This window comes from Cypionkella sinensis (assembly GCF_042646385.1).
Classification (GTDB): domain Bacteria; phylum Pseudomonadota; class Alphaproteobacteria; order Rhodobacterales; family Rhodobacteraceae; genus Cypionkella; species Cypionkella sinensis.
Genome location: NZ_JBHRTO010000001.1, coordinates 2,259,697 through 2,274,445, shown reverse-complemented (window position 1 = coordinate 2,274,445; position 14,749 = coordinate 2,259,697). Strand labels below are relative to the sequence as shown.

The following is a 14,749-nucleotide window of genomic DNA, read 5'->3' as shown; positions in this document are numbered from 1 at the left end:
ACAGGCCAATCCATGCAAAACTTCATTCGACCTGCACCGCTGCGTGCCTCTCTTCTTGCGCTGGCGTTTTGCGTGACGCCCGCTGCCCTGCTGGCCCAACAAGCGCCACCACCGCCTGCTGTCGGCGTCATGGCGGCAAAGGCTGGGGAATATACCCTGACCACCCGCTTGCCGGGCCGGATCAAGGCATCGACCGTGGCCGAAGTCAGGCCGCAGGTGTCTGGCATCATCCGCGAACGTCTGTTCGAGGAGGGCGCCTGGGTTGAAACCGGGCAGCCGCTTTACAAGATCGAGGACGAGATTTACGCCGCCAACGTTGCCGCGGCCAAAGCGGCGGTGGCGCAAGCGCAGGCAAACTATAACCTTGCGCTGTCGGATGGAAACCGGGCCGAGGAATTGCTGTCCACCAATGCCGGATCGAAGGCAAACCGTGACAAGGCCATTGCTGCCCGCGATGCGGCAGCGGCGGCGTTGCAAGCGGCCAAAGCACAGCAGACCAGCGCCGAGATTGACCTAGATCACACCACGATCCGCGCGCCAATCACTGGCGTGATCGGGTTGTCGCAGGCCGATCCCGGAACGTTGGTGGCTGCGCAACAAGCCGCGACCCTTGCAACCATCCGGGCGCTGGACCCGGTGTTTGTTGATGTCACCCAATCTGCCGGCGATCTGTTGCGCTGGAAAAGCCCCGGCGATGCGCGCGACTTTCTGAAAAGCGCGGAAGCCACGATGATTTTGCCGAACGGCACAACTTATGGCCAAAAGGGCAAGTTGCAGGCCGCCGAGCCGCAGGTAGAGCCTACCACGGGCATGATCACGCTGCGGATCAGCTTTGCGAACCCGGATTTTTACCTGCTGCCGGGCCTTTATGTTGAGGTTGAACTGCCGCAGGCCACCGAAAAGAACGCAATCCTTGTGCCGCAAAGTGCTGTGATGCGCGACACCACGGGCGGGGCGAATGTCTGGATCGTTGAGGGGGGCGCAGAGGGCGGCAAGGTTGCCGTGCGTCCGGTTACGATCATGGGAGCTTCGGGCAGCAACTGGGTGGTGACATCGGGGCTGAACACAGGCGATCAGATCGTGACCTCGGGCTTCCAAAAGGCCGGGCCGGGGGCTGATGTTGTCATCCTGCCGCCCGAGGGCGCGGCTGCGGCGGCAGCCCCGGCTGAGGGGAACTGATCCATGTCGCGTTTTTTCATCAACCGCCCGATCTTTGCCTGGGTGCTTGCGATCATCGTGATGGCGGTGGGCGTGCTTTCGGTGATGCGTTTGCCGATCTCGCAATATCCCGCCATTGCCGGACCTTCTATCGTGATCAGCGCCAGCTATCCCGGTGCCTCGGCAGAAACTGCTGCCGATACGGTGGTGCAGATCATCGAGAAAGAGATGACCGGGCTGGACGGGCTGCGCTATATCAACTCGTCGACCACATCGACCGGACAAATCTCGATCACGCTGACCTTCCGCATCGGCACCGATCCTGACATTGCGCAGGTGCAGGTGCAAAACAAACTGGCGCAGGCCGAAGCCGGTCTGCCCGAAACCGTGACCCGGCAGGGTGTCACGGTCGAGAAATCGGCCACCGGCTTTCTGATGATTGTGGGTCTGGTTTCGGACAATGGCGCGCAAAGAGACATCGACCTTGCGGATTATCTGGCCTCTAACCTTGTTGAGCCGGTGTCGCGGCTGGACGGCGTTGGCAAGGTGCAGGTGTTCGGCTCGGAATATGCGATGCGGATCTGGCTGGATCCGCTGAAGCTGAAATACTACGATCTGTCGCCTGCGACTGTGATAGCCGCGATCCGCGCGCAGAACGCGCAAATCTCGGCGGGTGCGTTTGGCGCGATGCCTGCACCCGAGGGGCAGGAGTTGAACGCCACCATCACCGCGCAGTCGCTGCTGAAAACGCCCGAAGATTTTGAACGCATCGTGCTGCGGGCTGATACCGACGGCGGTCTGGTGTTGCTGCGCGATGTGGCCCGTGCAGAGTTGGGGGCCGAAACCTATGAAATCTCGGGCTTTTACAACGGCAAACCGGCGGCTGCGATGGCAGTGCAATTGGCGTCAGGCGCGAATGCGTTGGAGACGGCAGATCTGGTGAAAGCCAAGATCGAAGAGTTGTCGCGCGATTTCCCGGCGGGGACAAGCTATGTCATCCCCTATGACACCACCCCTTTCGTGCTGCTGTCGATTGAGGCCGTGATCGAGACGTTGATCGAAGCCATTGCCTTGGTGGTGTTGGTGATCCTTGTGTTCTTGCACAATTTCCGCGCCACGCTGATCCCGACGCTGGCGGTTCCGGTGGTCTTGCTGGGCACGTTTGGCATCATGGCAAGCCTGGGCTTTACCATCAACACGCTGACCATGTTGGCCATGGTGTTGGCGATCGGCCTGCTGGTCGATGACGCCATCGTCGTGGTCGAGAACGTCGAACGGATCATGCAGGAAGAAGGCCTTGCGCCGAGAGCTGCGACCGAGAAGTCGATGGACGAAATCTCGGGCGCTTTGGTGGGGATCGCGCTGGTCGTGTCGGCGGTGTTCGTGCCGATGGCGTTCTTTGGCGGTGCCACGGGTGAGATGTACAAGCAATTCGCGGTCACAATCGTCTCGGCGATGGGGCTGTCGGTGCTGGTGGCGTTGATCTTTACCCCTGCCTTGTGTGCCACCATGCTGAAACCGCACGCGCATGGCGCAAAGCGGCAAGGTATTCTGGCCAAGCTGGGCGGTGGTTTTTCCAACTGGTTCGAACGCAATTTTGGCCGCATCACCAATGGCTATACCGGAATCGTGCGGCTTTCGACGGCACATCCCCTGAGCATGTTGGTGATCTACGCTGTGATCGTGGCTGGTATGGCTGCATTGTTTGTGCGCACACCGACCTCGTTCCTGCCGGATGAGGACCAAGGCGCGTTGATCACCATCGTGCAACTGCCTTCCGGCGGGACAGCCGGTGCCACGGAAAAAGTTCTGCGCAAGGTCGAGAACTATTGGCTGAAGGGCGAGGCTGCCAATGCCGAAGCCGTGTTCTCGGTGCGCGGTTTCTCGTTCGGCGGTCAGGGGCAGAATATGGGCCTGCTGTTCACCAAGCTGAAAGACTGGAGCCAGCGCACCAGCGCCGATGCCTCGGTTCAGGCGATTGTGGGCCGGGCGTTTGGTCCGCTGTTCTTTGGTATCAACGAAGCCATGGTGGTGCCGTTTGCGCCGCCATCGGTGCCAGAGTTGGGCTCTTCGAACGGGTTCAGCGCCTACCTGCAAGCCTCGAGTGGCAAGACCCATGACGAGTTGCTGCAAGCGCGCAACATGCTGCTTGGCATGGCGGCACAAGATCCGACCTTGACCGGGGTGCGGCCAAGCGGCGTGGAGGATGCCCCGCAGTTCCGCCTGAACATCGACTGGGCCAAGGCCGGGGCAGTTGGGGTGACGGCGGCGGATGTTGGCACCTTTCTGAACACGATCTGGTCCAGCGCCTATGTCAACGACTTCCTCTATCAGGGCCGCGTCAAGCGGGTGTTCGTGCAGGGTGAACCGGCGGCGCGATCCACGCCAGAAGATCTTGCGCTGTGGCGGGTGCAGAACGTGAACGGCGATTTCGTCGATTTCTCGACCTTTGCAACGCAGGAATGGGTCTATGGGCCGCAACAGGTGACACGCTATAACGCGATGCCGTCGATGGGCATTGATGGCACCGCGGCCGCTGGCTTTACCTCGGGCGATGCGATCACGGCGATGGAGGGGCTTGCCGCCAAACTGCCGCCGGGATTCAGCTTGCAATGGACGGGCATGTCGCTGGAGGAAAAAGAAGCCGGGGCTGGGGCGATGGCGCTCTATGGTCTGGCGCTTGCGGCGGTGTTCCTGTGTCTGGCGGCGCTGTATGAAAGCTGGACGATCCCGATCGTGGTGCTGCTGGCAATGCCGGTGGGCGTGCTAGGTGCCTTGATCGGCGCGTGGATCGGTGGGCAGTCGAATGGGGTGTACTTCCAGGTGGGCTTGCTGACCGTGGTGGGGCTGACGGGCAAGAACGGCATCATGATCGTGGAATTCGCCCGCGAGCGCATGGCCAACTTGGGCGAGTCGGCTGTTGAGGCCGTGACACAGGCGGCGCGGCAGCGCTTCCGCCCGATCCTGATGACATCGCTGGCGTTTGGCTTGGGCGTGGTGCCACTGGTGCTGTCGTCGGGCGCGGGTGCTGGCGCACGTGAGGCCATCGGTTACGCGACGCTGTTCGGCACCATCACTGGCACGACGCTGGCGATCATCTTCGTGCCGGTGTTCTTCGTGCTGATCAACCGGCTGTTTTCACGCAATCGGCGCAACGACCCGATGATGGCGGCTTCAACCTAAGGCGCCCCGAACCGCGGCTTTCGCGCCGCAGGCCCCGGTCGCAGCCCACAGCCTTCGCCGGGGCGGTAGACAGCCACCACGCGTGATCGTCTGACGAAAACAGCAAAGGCCCCTCGGGAAACCGGGGGGCCTGTCGCCCATACACCTTGATCAGATGCACCATCGGGCAGGCAGTTCTGATCAAATCCGGGGCGGCCAAGACGACCGTGACGGGGCGATTTTCGCCGTCGCATACCCGTCCGCAGCATCGCCACTGGAAACCTCTGCACAAAGCTGAGACACTCCGTCCCGTGACACAGGCTTGGCGCATCATGGCTGGCGTTTTGGGCCGTCTCAATCTGTGGATTGCGGCGTTGCTTTTGCTTGGCCTGCTGCAAGACCCGCAGGTGGCGCTGCAAAGTCGGCAAGCGCCGCAGTTTAGCGTCCAACATGTCAACCTGCTGGCGGTAACGCCGAAATTCGCGCTGGCCAAGCTGGTCTCGACAGAGGCGCGTGCCCGCCTGATCCCCCTGCTGGATCTCGCGCAAGCCGCAAGCCCGGTGCCGCCTTCTGGCTTTTACCTGCTGCGTCAGCGGTTGCTTGCGCCCGCGCAAAGCCTGTGGCCCAGCCATGGCTGGCAAGCCCGTGCGCCGCCCCCCTTGCCTGCAACAGCTTTGATCTGACCGAGCGCAGGCGCGCAGCTTTGCGCCCTTGCGCTCACGCCACGCAATGCAAGGATATCTCATGACGCCTGAAGGCAAACACCACCCCGGCACGCTGCCGGACCAAGACGCAATGCCACCGGATGTTCCGGTTGAAAGCGGCAAACAAATCTTGATCAACTGGATCATTGTCGTCCTCGGCCTTGGCGGCGTTGCCGCTATGGGCGCCCTCCTTCCCGAACTTTTGTGAGTCTCAAATGAAAAGCAATGGCCTGAAACTGACCATCGCCGCGCTGATCGCGCTGGCAATCCTTGGTGGCGATTTTATCTCGTCGCTGACGCTTTGAACCGGGCAGGGCGCAAGCAACCAAAGGCCTGCGCCCTGCGAAACCTCAGCCGCTTCACATTGGCAAAAATACTCCCCGCGGAGCGTTCAACATCGGCCAAGGCGCGCGGCAGCAGAATATGCGACGCGCCGCAGCGCGATCGCGCAAAACCAGCGCGCAAGGGCGAAATCCTTAACAAATCCTTAAATTGCCCACCCTATCGTTTTGATATAAAACCATAAAATATGGTCCCGAGTTGGGACCACCCCCGCCTGACGCCAAACGCGGCCCCTTTCCCCCGCCCGAAACCCCTGATACCCCTGCCTGCGGGGGAACAGATGGCCATTTCAGACAACCTGCGCGGCGCGCTTTACATGAACCTGTCGATGTTCGCCTTCACGGTGAATGACGCGATCATGAAATCACTGACCCAAAACCTGCCGCTGTATCAAACCATTGCCCTGCGCGGCGTGGTGGCGGTGCTGGGGTTGATCCTGCTGGCCCGCGCCACGGGTGGGTTGCGCCTGCCCGCCGCCCGCCATGACCGCGCCTTGATCGGCCTGCGCTCGGTGGTGGATGTGGCCGCCACCATCCTGTTTCTGACCGCGCTGAAGCACATGCCGCTCGCGACCCTGTCGGCGGTGATGCAGGTCACGCCGCTTGCCGTCACCCTAGGGGCGGCGCTGTATTTCAAGGATCAGATCGGCTGGCGGCGGATGCTGGCCATCATCATCGGGTTTCTGGGGGTGATGCTGATCATCCGACCGGGGATGGAGGGATTTTCGGCGTGGTCGATCCTGGGCCTTGCCTCGGTTGCGACGGTAGTGGTGCGTGATCTGTCGGTGCGCCGCCTAAGCGGCAGCGTGCCGTCGCTGGTGGTGGCGCTTGGGGCTGCGTCCTGCGTGCTGCTGATGGGGCTGGTGGGATCGGCCATTGAGGGTTGGCAGGCGATCACGCCGTTTCAGATCCTGCAGATCTGCGGCGCCGGGGGCATGGTGATCGTGGGCTACATCTGCTCGGTCACTGCAATGCGGGTGGGCGATATCGGCTTTGTCGCGCCTTTTCGCTACACCTCGCTTCTGTGGGCGATTGTGCTGGGCTGGGTGTTCTTTGCGACTTTCCCCGACGGCTATGCTTTGATCGGCGCGGCGATTGTGGTGGCTACAGGCATCTATACTCTGCTGCGCGAGCGAAAACTGCGCCAACGCGCCCGCGCCGCCGCGTGACAGTTTGCAAGGCCGCGGGCTCTGGCCTATAGACTCGGCAAAACCGCAGGCCTTCAAGGTCAGGAACCCGATGACCCGTATTTCCGTAGTGATCCCCGCTAAGAACGAGGCCGAAAACATCGTCGGCCTTGTCGAAGGCATCGACCTTGCCATGGCCGCTCTCGCGCCGTTTGAGATCATCGTCGTCGACGATTGCTCGACCGATAACTCGGTGGCGGTGCTGCAGGCGCGTGCGAAGACGATGCCGCATCTGCGGATCGTGCGGCATGATCGGTCCGGCGGGCAATCGGCGGCGGTGCATTCCGGGGTGCGGGCGGCACATGCGCCGGTGATCTGCACGCTGGACGGTGACGGCCAGAACCCGCCCGAGGAATTGCCGAAACTGGTAGCACCGATCCTGAACGACACCACCGGCCGGATCGGTCTGGTGGCGGGGCAGCGTGTGGGTCGGCAGGATACCTGGTCTAAGAAATGGGCGTCGAAATTCGCCAACGGCATTCGCGGCTGGATGCTGCAAGACGGCACGCGGGATACCGGCTGCGGGCTGAAAGCCTTCCGGCGTGAGGGGTTTCTCGATCTGCCCTATTTCGACCACATGCACCGCTATCTGCCTGCGCTGTTCAACCGCGATGGCTGGCAGGTGGCGCATGTCGATGTGTCGCACCGCGCGCGCGGGGCAGGGCGGTCGAACTATTCCAACATCCAGCGCGCCTTGGTTGGGGTGGTCGATCTGTTTGGCGTGGCGTGGCTGCTGCGGCGCAAGAAAAAGGCCCGCGTGTTAGGTGACGGCAAATGATGCACGATCTGTTGACCAAGCTGGGCGCAAGCTCGGCCTCGGACATTATCTGGCTGACGGTGGGGTTGCTGGGGCAGCTGATGTTCACCGGCCGCTTCATCGTGCAATGGATCGCATCCGAGCGCGCCGGCAAATCGGTGATGCCGGTGGCGTTCTGGTATTTCTCGATCATCGGCGGGCTGATCGTGCTGGCTTATGGCGTGCATAAGCTGGATCTGGTGATCATCCTTGGCCAGTTGCCGGGGGTGGTGGTTTACAGTCGGAATCTGTGGCTGATCCACAAGGGTAAAGATGCCCAGCTTGACTAAAGTCGAATGGTTCCGCCCGGCGCTGTTGATCGTCGGGGTGATCACGCTGTTGCGCTGGCTGTTGCTGGCGTTTGATCGCACCGATCTTTACGTGGACGAGTCGCAATACTGGCTGTGGGGCCAGCATTTTGCCTTTGGCTATTACTCGAAACCGCCGCTGATCGGCTGGCTGATTGGGGCTGTCACCACAGTGGCGGGCAGCGATAGCACGTTCTGGGTGCGGATGCCGGGGGCGTTTCTGCATGGCGCGACGGCGCTGATTTTGGGGGCTTGGGCGGCGCGGCTGTATGGGCCGCAGGCGGCGATCCTGACTGCGGCTGCCTATGCGACCGCGCCTTTCGCGGCGCTTGGCAGCCTGCTAATTTCCACCGATACCGTGATGGCACCGTTCTTTGCGGCAGCACTTTACGCGCATCATCGCCTGACCGAGACCCGCGCCGCGCGCTATGCGCTATATGCCGGGGCGGCGATTGGCACGGCCTTCATGGCAAAATATGCCGCGATTTATTTCCTGCTTGGCGTGGCTTTGGCCGCTCTGCGGCCTGAGGGACGGATTGGCTGGCGCAATGCCGCGTTGTTGCTGCTGGCCTTTGTGGTGGTGATTTCGGGAAATCTGATCTGGAACATCGCGCATCAGTTCACCACCCTGTCGCATACGGTGGATAACGTCGGCTGGGTGCGGCAGGACAATCCGCTGGCCGGATTGAATTTCGCCAGTGCTGCGGAGTTTCTGGTCAGCCAGTTTGCTGTTGCAGGCCCGGTGATCTTTGCCGCGGTGCTGCTGGCGATCCGCAAGCTGCCGGTGCAGGCCGCGTTTGTGATCCCGCCGCTGCTGGTGGTGACGGTGCAGGCTTTGCTGGGCACGGCGCAGGCGAATTGGGCGGTGGCCGCTTATTTCGCCGGGATTCCGCTGGCGATGGGCCTGCTGCAAGACCGCCCGCGCTGGCTGGGCGCATCCTTTGCTGTGAATGCGGTGTTCTGCATTGTGCTGCCGCTGCTGACCATCTTCACCGGGCTGCAATGGCAGGGCGCGCCGCTGATCGAGCGGCAGTTGGGCCGCGCCGCGATGAGCCGTCAGATCATTGCCATCGCCCATGCGCAGGGCAATCCGCCGATCCTGGCGGACAATCGCAGCGTTCTGGCCGATCTGTTCTACACTGGCCAGTCCGAGGGGTTGACCTATTACGCGCCGCGCCCGCAGGGTCGCCCGGATAACCATTACGAGCAAAGCTATCCGCTGCCCAACGGGATCACCGGGCCGCTGCTTTGGATCACCAAAACCGCCCCGGCCTGCGCCACGGCGACCTATCCGCTGGACCCGACCGGCGGGGCCTATCGCAAATCCGGGCTGGCGGCTTACCTTGTGCCTGCGGAATGTGCCGATGCCCAGCAATAAGACCATTGCGCTGCTGATCGGGCTGATCGGCCTGACCCTGCTGATCTTTGGCCTGTGGCCGGGGATTGATCTGGCGGTGTCGGGGTATTTCCATGATGCGAGCGGTTTTCCGATCCGGCAGAACGTGGTGGTCGAGTTCATCCGCAACCAGATCTGGAACGGCACGCTCGTGATGGCCTTTGTGGCGGCGGTTTTGCTGGCGATGTCCTATTGGCGCAAAACCGATGGCTGGTTCTGGGGCTATATCCTGGCGGTGTTTGTCGCTGGGCCGGGGCTGGTGGTGAACCAGGGTTTCAAATCCTACTGGGGCCGCGCCCGCCCGACGCAGGTACTCGAGTTCGGTGGCCAGGCGCATTTCAGCCCCGCATGGCAGATCAGCGACCAATGCGCGCGGAACTGCTCTTTCGTCTCGGGCGAGGGCGCGGGCACCACGGCGCTGACCATCGCGCTGCTGATGATCCTGTATCGGTTCCGGCATCGGATTGGCGCGTCGCTTTACCGGGTGGGGCAGGGGCTGGCACTGGCGATGCTGGGGTTTGTGGCCTGGCAGCGGGTGGCTGCGGGTGGGCATTTCACATCGGACGTGCTGCTGTCGATGCTGCTGGTCAGCCTGATCGCCGCCCTGCTGGCACGGCTGATGCTGCCCCGCGTTGCACCCGCCCGCTAAGCCTGCGGCTGTTGACATCCCATCCGACTCTGTCTATCAGCCCCGCTATCCAAGGCTCCCGCTCTCTATGGGGCCCGAAGATTCTATAGCTTGATGTGGTCATGATCCGGGTTCACACCTCGATCCTCTGGAATTCCACCGCAACGCCCCTTCTGGGTGTCGTTTGCGGTTTTATCTTTTTGTGATCTGCACAAAAAGGCGTCGAGAAGCAGTGTCCCGCACACCGGGGCGAGTATTGACAAGTCCCTAGCATGGGGCAACACGAGGTAGCTGAATGCCGACTATTCAACAGCTTATCCGCAAACCGCGGGAGCCGAACGTCCGCAAGTCCAAGTCGCAGCACTTGGAATCTTGCCCGCAAAAGCGTGGGGTTTGCACCCGCGTTTACACCACCACTCCGAAAAAGCCGAACTCGGCTATGCGGAAAGTCGCCAAGGTGCGTCTGACCAACTCGTTCGAAGTGATCTGCTATATCCCCGGTGAAAAGCACAACCTTCAGGAACACTCTGTGGTTCTGATCCGCGGCGGTCGTATCAAAGACTTGCCGGGTGTGCGTTACCACATCCTTCGCGGTGTTCTGGATACCCAGGGCGTCAAAGAACGTCGTCAACGCCGGTCGAAATACGGCGCCAAGCGTCCGAAGTGAGGAGATAAATAGATGTCACGTCGTCACGCCGCTGAAAAACGCGAGATTCTGCCTGATGCCAAGTATGGCGATCGGGTTCTGACCAAATTCATGAACAATCTGATGCTCGACGGCAAAAAGTCCGTCGCGGAATCGATTGTTTACGGCGCGCTGGATCGGGTTCAGACTCGTCTGAAGCGTCAGCCGATCGAGTGCTTCCATGAAGCGCTGGAAAATGTGAAACCCTCCGTCGAAGTGCGCTCGCGCCGCGTCGGTGGTGCAACCTACCAGGTTCCGGTTGAAGTCCGCACCGAGCGCCGCGAAGCGCTGGCAATCCGTTGGCTGATCATCGCTGCGCGCAAGCGTAACGAAAACACCATGGAAGAGCGTCTGGCTGCAGAATTGTCGGATGCTGTGAACAACCGTGGTACGGCTGTTAAGAAACGCGAAGATACCCACAAGATGGCGGATGCGAACAAAGCATTCAGCCACTACCGCTGGTAAGGGATTATCATGGCACGCGACTACCCACTCGAACGCTATCGGAACTTTGGTATCATTGCCCACATTGACGCGGGCAAAACCACCACGTCCGAGCGTATTCTTTACTACACCGGCAAGTCCCACAAGATCGGCGAAGTCCATGACGGCGCCGCCACGATGGACTGGATGGAGCAAGAACAAGAGCGCGGCATCACCATCACTTCGGCTGCCACGACCACGTTCTGGAACCGTCAGATCGATTCGTCTGCGGGTCTTGGCGACAAGGCTTCGAAATACCGTTTCAACATCATCGACACCCCCGGACACGTTGACTTCACCATTGAAGTTGAACGCTCGCTGGCCGTTCTCGATGGTGCTGTCGTTCTGCTGGACGGCAACGCAGGTGTTGAGCCGCAGACCGAAACCGTGTGGCGTCAGGCTGACCGCTACAAGGTTCCGCGTATCGTCTTCGTCAACAAGATGGACAAGACCGGCGCAGACTTCATGAACTGCGTCAAAATGATCAAAGACCGCACCGGCGCGAATGCGATGCCGATCGTTCTGCCGATTGGCGCTGAAGACAAGCTGGAAGGCATTGTCGATCTCGTGACCATGGAAGAATGGGTCTACGAGGGCGAAGATCTGGGCGCGTCCTGGCGTCGCCAACCGATCCGCGCAGAGCTGAAGGATGCCGCTGACGAATGGCGTCTGAACCTGATCGAAACCGCCGTGGGTCAAGACGACGCCGCGATGGAAGCCTATCTGGAAGGCAACGAGCCCGACGTTGACACGCTGCGCGCGCTGATCCGCAAGGGCACTCTGGCGATTGATTTCGTTCCGGTTATGGCTGGTTCGTCGTTCAAGAACAAAGGCGTGCAGCCTTTGCTGAACGCCGTGATCGACTATCTGCCTTCGCCTTTGGACGTGCCGCCCTATATGGGCTTCGCTCCGGGTGACGAGACCGAAACCCGTAACATCGCCCGTTCGGCCGATGATGCGCAGCCGTTCTCGGCGCTGGCGTTCAAGATCATGAACGACCCCTTCGTGGGTTCCTTGACCTTCACCCGGATTTATTCGGGCAAGCTGGCCAAGGGCGATGCGATGATGAACGCGACCAAAGAGCGCCGCGAGCGCGTTGGCCGTATGATGATGATGCACGCGATTGAACGGGAAGAAATTTCCGAAGCTTTCGCAGGCGACATCATCGCTCTGGGCGGCTTGAAAGAGACCACCACGGGCGACACGCTCTGCGATCCGGCAAACCCGGTTGTCTTGGAAACCATGACCTTCCCGGTCCCGGTTATCGAGATCGCGGTCGAGCCGAAAACCAAAGCTGACCAAGAGAAAATGGGCATCGCTTTGGCACGTCTGGCGGCTGAAGACCCGTCCTTCCGTGTGGAAACTGACCTTGAGTCCGGCCAGACCATCATGAAGGGCATGGGCGAACTTCACCTCGACATCCTCGTCGACCGTATGCGTCGCGAGTTCAAGGTCGAGGCGAACATCGGTGCGCCGCAGGTGGCTTACCGCGAGACCATCTCGCGCGAGCATGAGATCGACTACACGCACAAGAAACAGACCGGTGGTACGGGTCAGTTCGCGCGCGTGAAACTGGTGATCTCGCCGACGGAACCGGGCGAAGGCTATTCGTTCGAATCCAAGATCGTGGGCGGTGCTGTTCCGAAGGAATACATCCCCGGCGTTGAAAAAGGCATCAAATCCGTGATGGATTCGGGCCCGCTGGCAGGCTTCCCGGTTATCGACTTCAAAGTCGCTCTGATCGACGGTGCTTTCCACGACGTCGACTCCTCGGTTCTGGCCTTTGAAATCGCCTCGCGCGCAGCAATGCGTGACGGTCTGAAGAAAGCCGGCGCGAAACTGCTGGAACCGATCATGAAAGTCGAAGTCGTCACCCCGGAAGAATACACCGGCGGCGTCATCGGCGACCTGACCTCGCGTCGGGGCATGATCAACGGCCAAGACAGCCGCGGCAACGCGAACGTCATCGCCGCCATGGTTCCGCTGGCCAACATGTTCGGCTACATCAACACCCTGCGCTCGATGACCTCGGGTCGCGCTGTGTTCTCGATGGAGTTCGACCACTACGACGCCGTTCCGCAGAACATCTCGGACGAGATCCAGAAGAAATACGCATAACCGGTGCGGCGGGCCTAAGGCTCGGGTTTTGCTCGCAAAACCCGAGTGGCCCGCCCTACCACTCGTAGGGTGGGGTTTTGCCCCACCGCATCCGACCTGAACAGGAGGCCATCATGGCAAAGGCAAAGTTTGAACGGAACAAACCGCACGTCAACATCGGCACGATTGGCCACGTTGACCACGGCAAGACCACTCTGACGGCAGCGATCACCAAGTATTTTGGTGAATTCCGCGCCTACGACCAAATCGACGGCGCGCCGGAAGAGCGTGCACGTGGGATCACGATTTCGACCGCGCACGTCGAATATGAAACCGAAAACCGCCACTACGCCCACGTCGACTGCCCCGGCCACGCTGACTATGTGAAGAACATGATCACCGGTGCGGCACAGATGGACGGCGCTATTCTGGTTTGCGCCGCTTCGGACGGCCCGATGCCGCAGACCCGCGAGCACATCCTGCTCGGCCGCCAGGTGGGTATCCCCTACATGGTCTGCTACATGAACAAGGTCGATCTGGTGGACGACGAAGAGCTGATCGAACTGGTGGAAATGGAACTGCGCGAGCTGTTCTCGTCCTACGAATACCCGGGCGACGACATTCCGATCATCAAGGGCTCGGCCCACCAAGCCATGATCGGCGAGCGTAAAGACATCGGCGAGGATTCTATCCGCGCGCTGATGGCTGCCGTTGACAGCTACATCCCGACCCCGGCACGCGCTGTGGACCAGCCGTTCCTGATGCCGATCGAAGACGTGTTCTCGATCTCGGGCCGTGGCACGGTTGTGACCGGTCGTATCGAGCGCGGCGTGATCAACGTCGGCGACGAAGTTGAAATCGTTGGCATCCGTGACACCAAGAAGTCGGTCTGCACCGGCGTCGAGATGTTCCGCAAGCTGCTGGATCGTGGTGAAGCAGGCGACAACGTCGGCGTGCTGCTGCGCGGTATCGACCGTGAAGGCGTTGAGCGCGGCCAAGTGCTGTGCAAGCCGAAATCGGTGAACCCGCACACCAAGTTCGAGGCAGAAGCCTACATTCTGACCAAGGAAGAAGGCGGTCGTCACACCCCGTTCTTCGCGAACTACCGTCCGCAATTCTACTTCCGCACCACCGACGTGACCGGCACGGTTGAGCTGCCGGCTGGCACCGAAATGGTGATGCCGGGCGACAACCTGAAGTTCAACGTCGAACTGATCGCCCCGATCGCAATGGAAGAAAAACTGCGCTTCGCCATCCGCGAAGGCGGCCGCACCGTCGGCGCAGGCGTCGTGTCGAAAATCATCAAGTAAATAGTGCGCGAATCCCCTTTTCAAAGGGGACCGCGCCCTATAAGGGACCACCCAGCGGCGCACCTTTCGGGGTGCGCCGCTGACTTTCAAGACCAGACTACCCACGACCAGACTACCCAAACAACGTGAACCTATGGGCCGGGCCTTTTGCCCCGCCTACGTTCAGAAGGAAGAACATATGCAAGGTCAAACCATCCGTATTCGGTTGAAAGCCTTCGATTACCGCGTGCTGGACGCCAGCACCGCAGAAATCGTAAGCACCGCGAAACGCACCGGCGCCACTGTGCGCGGTCCGATTCCGCTGCCGAACAAAATTGAGAAATTCACGGTTCTCCGTGGTCCGCACATCGACAAAAAGTCGCGCGACCAGTGGGAAATCCGCACGCACAAGCGTCTTCTCGACATAGTTGATCCGACCCCCCAGACCGTTGACGCGCTGATGAAGCTCGACCTCGCCGCTGGCGTGGACGTCGAGATCAAAGTGTAAGGGGAGA

Annotated in this window: 14 protein-coding genes; all 14 read left to right on the top strand. The window is 60.9% G+C overall.

Annotated features, from left to right (window positions below; genetic code table 11):
* Positions 1-12: 12 nt before the first annotated feature.
* The 14 genes from ACFOGH_RS11430 to rpsJ all read left to right on the top strand — a co-directional run bounded on the left by ACFOGH_RS11430 (position 13) and on the right by rpsJ (position 14,742).
* Positions 13-1,179 carry an efflux RND transporter periplasmic adaptor subunit gene (locus tag ACFOGH_RS11430; protein ID WP_380073192.1) on the top strand — a complete coding sequence of 389 codons (1,167 nt, stop codon included), beginning with the start codon at positions 13-15 and terminating at the stop codon, positions 1,177-1,179.
* Positions 1,180-1,182: 3 nt separating this feature from the next.
* Positions 1,183-4,341, top strand: coding sequence for an efflux RND transporter permease subunit (locus tag ACFOGH_RS11425; RefSeq protein ID WP_380073191.1), 3,159 nt, complete (start codon positions 1,183-1,185; stop codon positions 4,339-4,341).
* A gap of 311 nt (positions 4,342-4,652) precedes the next feature.
* The gene (locus ACFOGH_RS11420) at positions 4,653-5,003 is read left to right on the top strand and encodes a hypothetical protein (RefSeq protein WP_380073190.1); all 351 of its coding nucleotides are present in this window, start codon (positions 4,653-4,655) and stop codon (positions 5,001-5,003) included.
* Between the two features lie 61 nt (positions 5,004-5,064).
* Positions 5,065-5,232, top strand: a complete 168-nt coding sequence (locus tag ACFOGH_RS11415) for a hypothetical protein (protein ID WP_380073189.1) — start codon at positions 5,065-5,067, stop codon at positions 5,230-5,232.
* A 414-nt stretch (positions 5,233-5,646) separates the two neighbouring features.
* On the top strand, positions 5,647-6,534 hold the full coding sequence (locus tag ACFOGH_RS11410) for a DMT family transporter (protein WP_380073188.1): 888 nt from the start codon (positions 5,647-5,649) through the stop codon (positions 6,532-6,534).
* A 70-nt stretch (positions 6,535-6,604) separates the two neighbouring features.
* Positions 6,605-7,330, top strand: coding sequence for a glycosyltransferase family 2 protein (locus tag ACFOGH_RS11405; RefSeq protein ID WP_380073187.1), 726 nt, complete (start codon positions 6,605-6,607; stop codon positions 7,328-7,330).
* Positions 7,330-7,638 (top strand): lipid-A-disaccharide synthase N-terminal domain-containing protein, encoded by a 309-nt coding sequence (locus tag ACFOGH_RS11400; RefSeq protein ID WP_380073186.1) that lies wholly within the window; start codon positions 7,330-7,332, stop codon positions 7,636-7,638. Before ACFOGH_RS11405 ends, ACFOGH_RS11400 begins: the two co-directional genes overlap by 1 nt.
* The gene (locus ACFOGH_RS11395) at positions 7,622-9,034 is read left to right on the top strand and encodes an ArnT family glycosyltransferase (protein WP_380073185.1); all 1,413 of its coding nucleotides are present in this window, start codon (positions 7,622-7,624) and stop codon (positions 9,032-9,034) included. The genes ACFOGH_RS11400 and ACFOGH_RS11395 overlap by 17 nt, the downstream gene beginning before the upstream one ends.
* The gene (locus ACFOGH_RS11390; RefSeq protein WP_380073184.1) at positions 9,021-9,701 is read left to right on the top strand and encodes a phosphatase PAP2 family protein; all 681 of its coding nucleotides are present in this window, start codon (positions 9,021-9,023) and stop codon (positions 9,699-9,701) included. The genes ACFOGH_RS11395 and ACFOGH_RS11390 overlap by 14 nt, the downstream gene beginning before the upstream one ends.
* A gap of 274 nt (positions 9,702-9,975) precedes the next feature.
* Positions 9,976-10,347 (top strand): 30S ribosomal protein S12, encoded by a 372-nt coding sequence (gene rpsL / locus ACFOGH_RS11385; protein ID WP_054008058.1) that lies wholly within the window; start codon positions 9,976-9,978, stop codon positions 10,345-10,347.
* Between the two features lie 12 nt (positions 10,348-10,359).
* Entirely contained in the window at positions 10,360-10,830 is a 471-nt protein-coding gene (gene rpsG, locus ACFOGH_RS11380) for a 30S ribosomal protein S7 (RefSeq protein ID WP_380073183.1), read from the top strand.
* 9 nt (positions 10,831-10,839) lie between these two features.
* Positions 10,840-12,966 carry an elongation factor G gene (gene fusA, locus ACFOGH_RS11375; RefSeq protein WP_380073182.1) on the top strand — a complete coding sequence of 709 codons (2,127 nt, stop codon included), beginning with the start codon at positions 10,840-10,842 and terminating at the stop codon, positions 12,964-12,966.
* Positions 12,967-13,079: 113 nt separating this feature from the next.
* Complete coding sequence (gene tuf / locus ACFOGH_RS11370; RefSeq protein WP_380073181.1) at positions 13,080-14,255, top strand: elongation factor Tu; 1,176 nt, start codon at positions 13,080-13,082, stop codon at positions 14,253-14,255.
* Positions 14,256-14,433: 178 nt separating this feature from the next.
* Positions 14,434-14,742: a 30S ribosomal protein S10 gene (gene rpsJ / locus ACFOGH_RS11365; protein WP_054006329.1), complete on the top strand. Its 309-nt coding sequence runs from the start codon at positions 14,434-14,436 to the stop codon at positions 14,740-14,742.
* The last annotated feature ends 7 nt before the right edge of the window (positions 14,743-14,749 follow it).

Coding starts and splice junctions, on each gene's coding strand:
- ACFOGH_RS11430 (WP_380073192.1), top strand. CDS start 13: ATGCAAAACTTCATTCGACCTGCACCGCTGCGTGCCTCTCTTCTTGCG.
- ACFOGH_RS11425 (WP_380073191.1), top strand. CDS start 1,183: ATGTCGCGTTTTTTCATCAACCGCCCGATCTTTGCCTGGGTGCTTGCG.
- ACFOGH_RS11420 (WP_380073190.1), top strand. CDS start 4,653: ATGGCTGGCGTTTTGGGCCGTCTCAATCTGTGGATTGCGGCGTTGCTT.
- ACFOGH_RS11415 (WP_380073189.1), top strand. CDS start 5,065: ATGACGCCTGAAGGCAAACACCACCCCGGCACGCTGCCGGACCAAGAC.
- ACFOGH_RS11410 (WP_380073188.1), top strand. CDS start 5,647: ATGGCCATTTCAGACAACCTGCGCGGCGCGCTTTACATGAACCTGTCG.
- ACFOGH_RS11405 (WP_380073187.1), top strand. CDS start 6,605: ATGACCCGTATTTCCGTAGTGATCCCCGCTAAGAACGAGGCCGAAAAC.
- ACFOGH_RS11400 (WP_380073186.1), top strand. CDS start 7,330: ATGCACGATCTGTTGACCAAGCTGGGCGCAAGCTCGGCCTCGGACATT.
- ACFOGH_RS11395 (WP_380073185.1), top strand. CDS start 7,622: ATGCCCAGCTTGACTAAAGTCGAATGGTTCCGCCCGGCGCTGTTGATC.
- ACFOGH_RS11390 (WP_380073184.1), top strand. CDS start 9,021: ATGCCCAGCAATAAGACCATTGCGCTGCTGATCGGGCTGATCGGCCTG.
- rpsL (WP_054008058.1), top strand. CDS start 9,976: ATGCCGACTATTCAACAGCTTATCCGCAAACCGCGGGAGCCGAACGTC.
- rpsG (WP_380073183.1), top strand. CDS start 10,360: ATGTCACGTCGTCACGCCGCTGAAAAACGCGAGATTCTGCCTGATGCC.
- fusA (WP_380073182.1), top strand. CDS start 10,840: ATGGCACGCGACTACCCACTCGAACGCTATCGGAACTTTGGTATCATT.
- tuf (WP_380073181.1), top strand. CDS start 13,080: ATGGCAAAGGCAAAGTTTGAACGGAACAAACCGCACGTCAACATCGGC.
- rpsJ (WP_054006329.1), top strand. CDS start 14,434: ATGCAAGGTCAAACCATCCGTATTCGGTTGAAAGCCTTCGATTACCGC.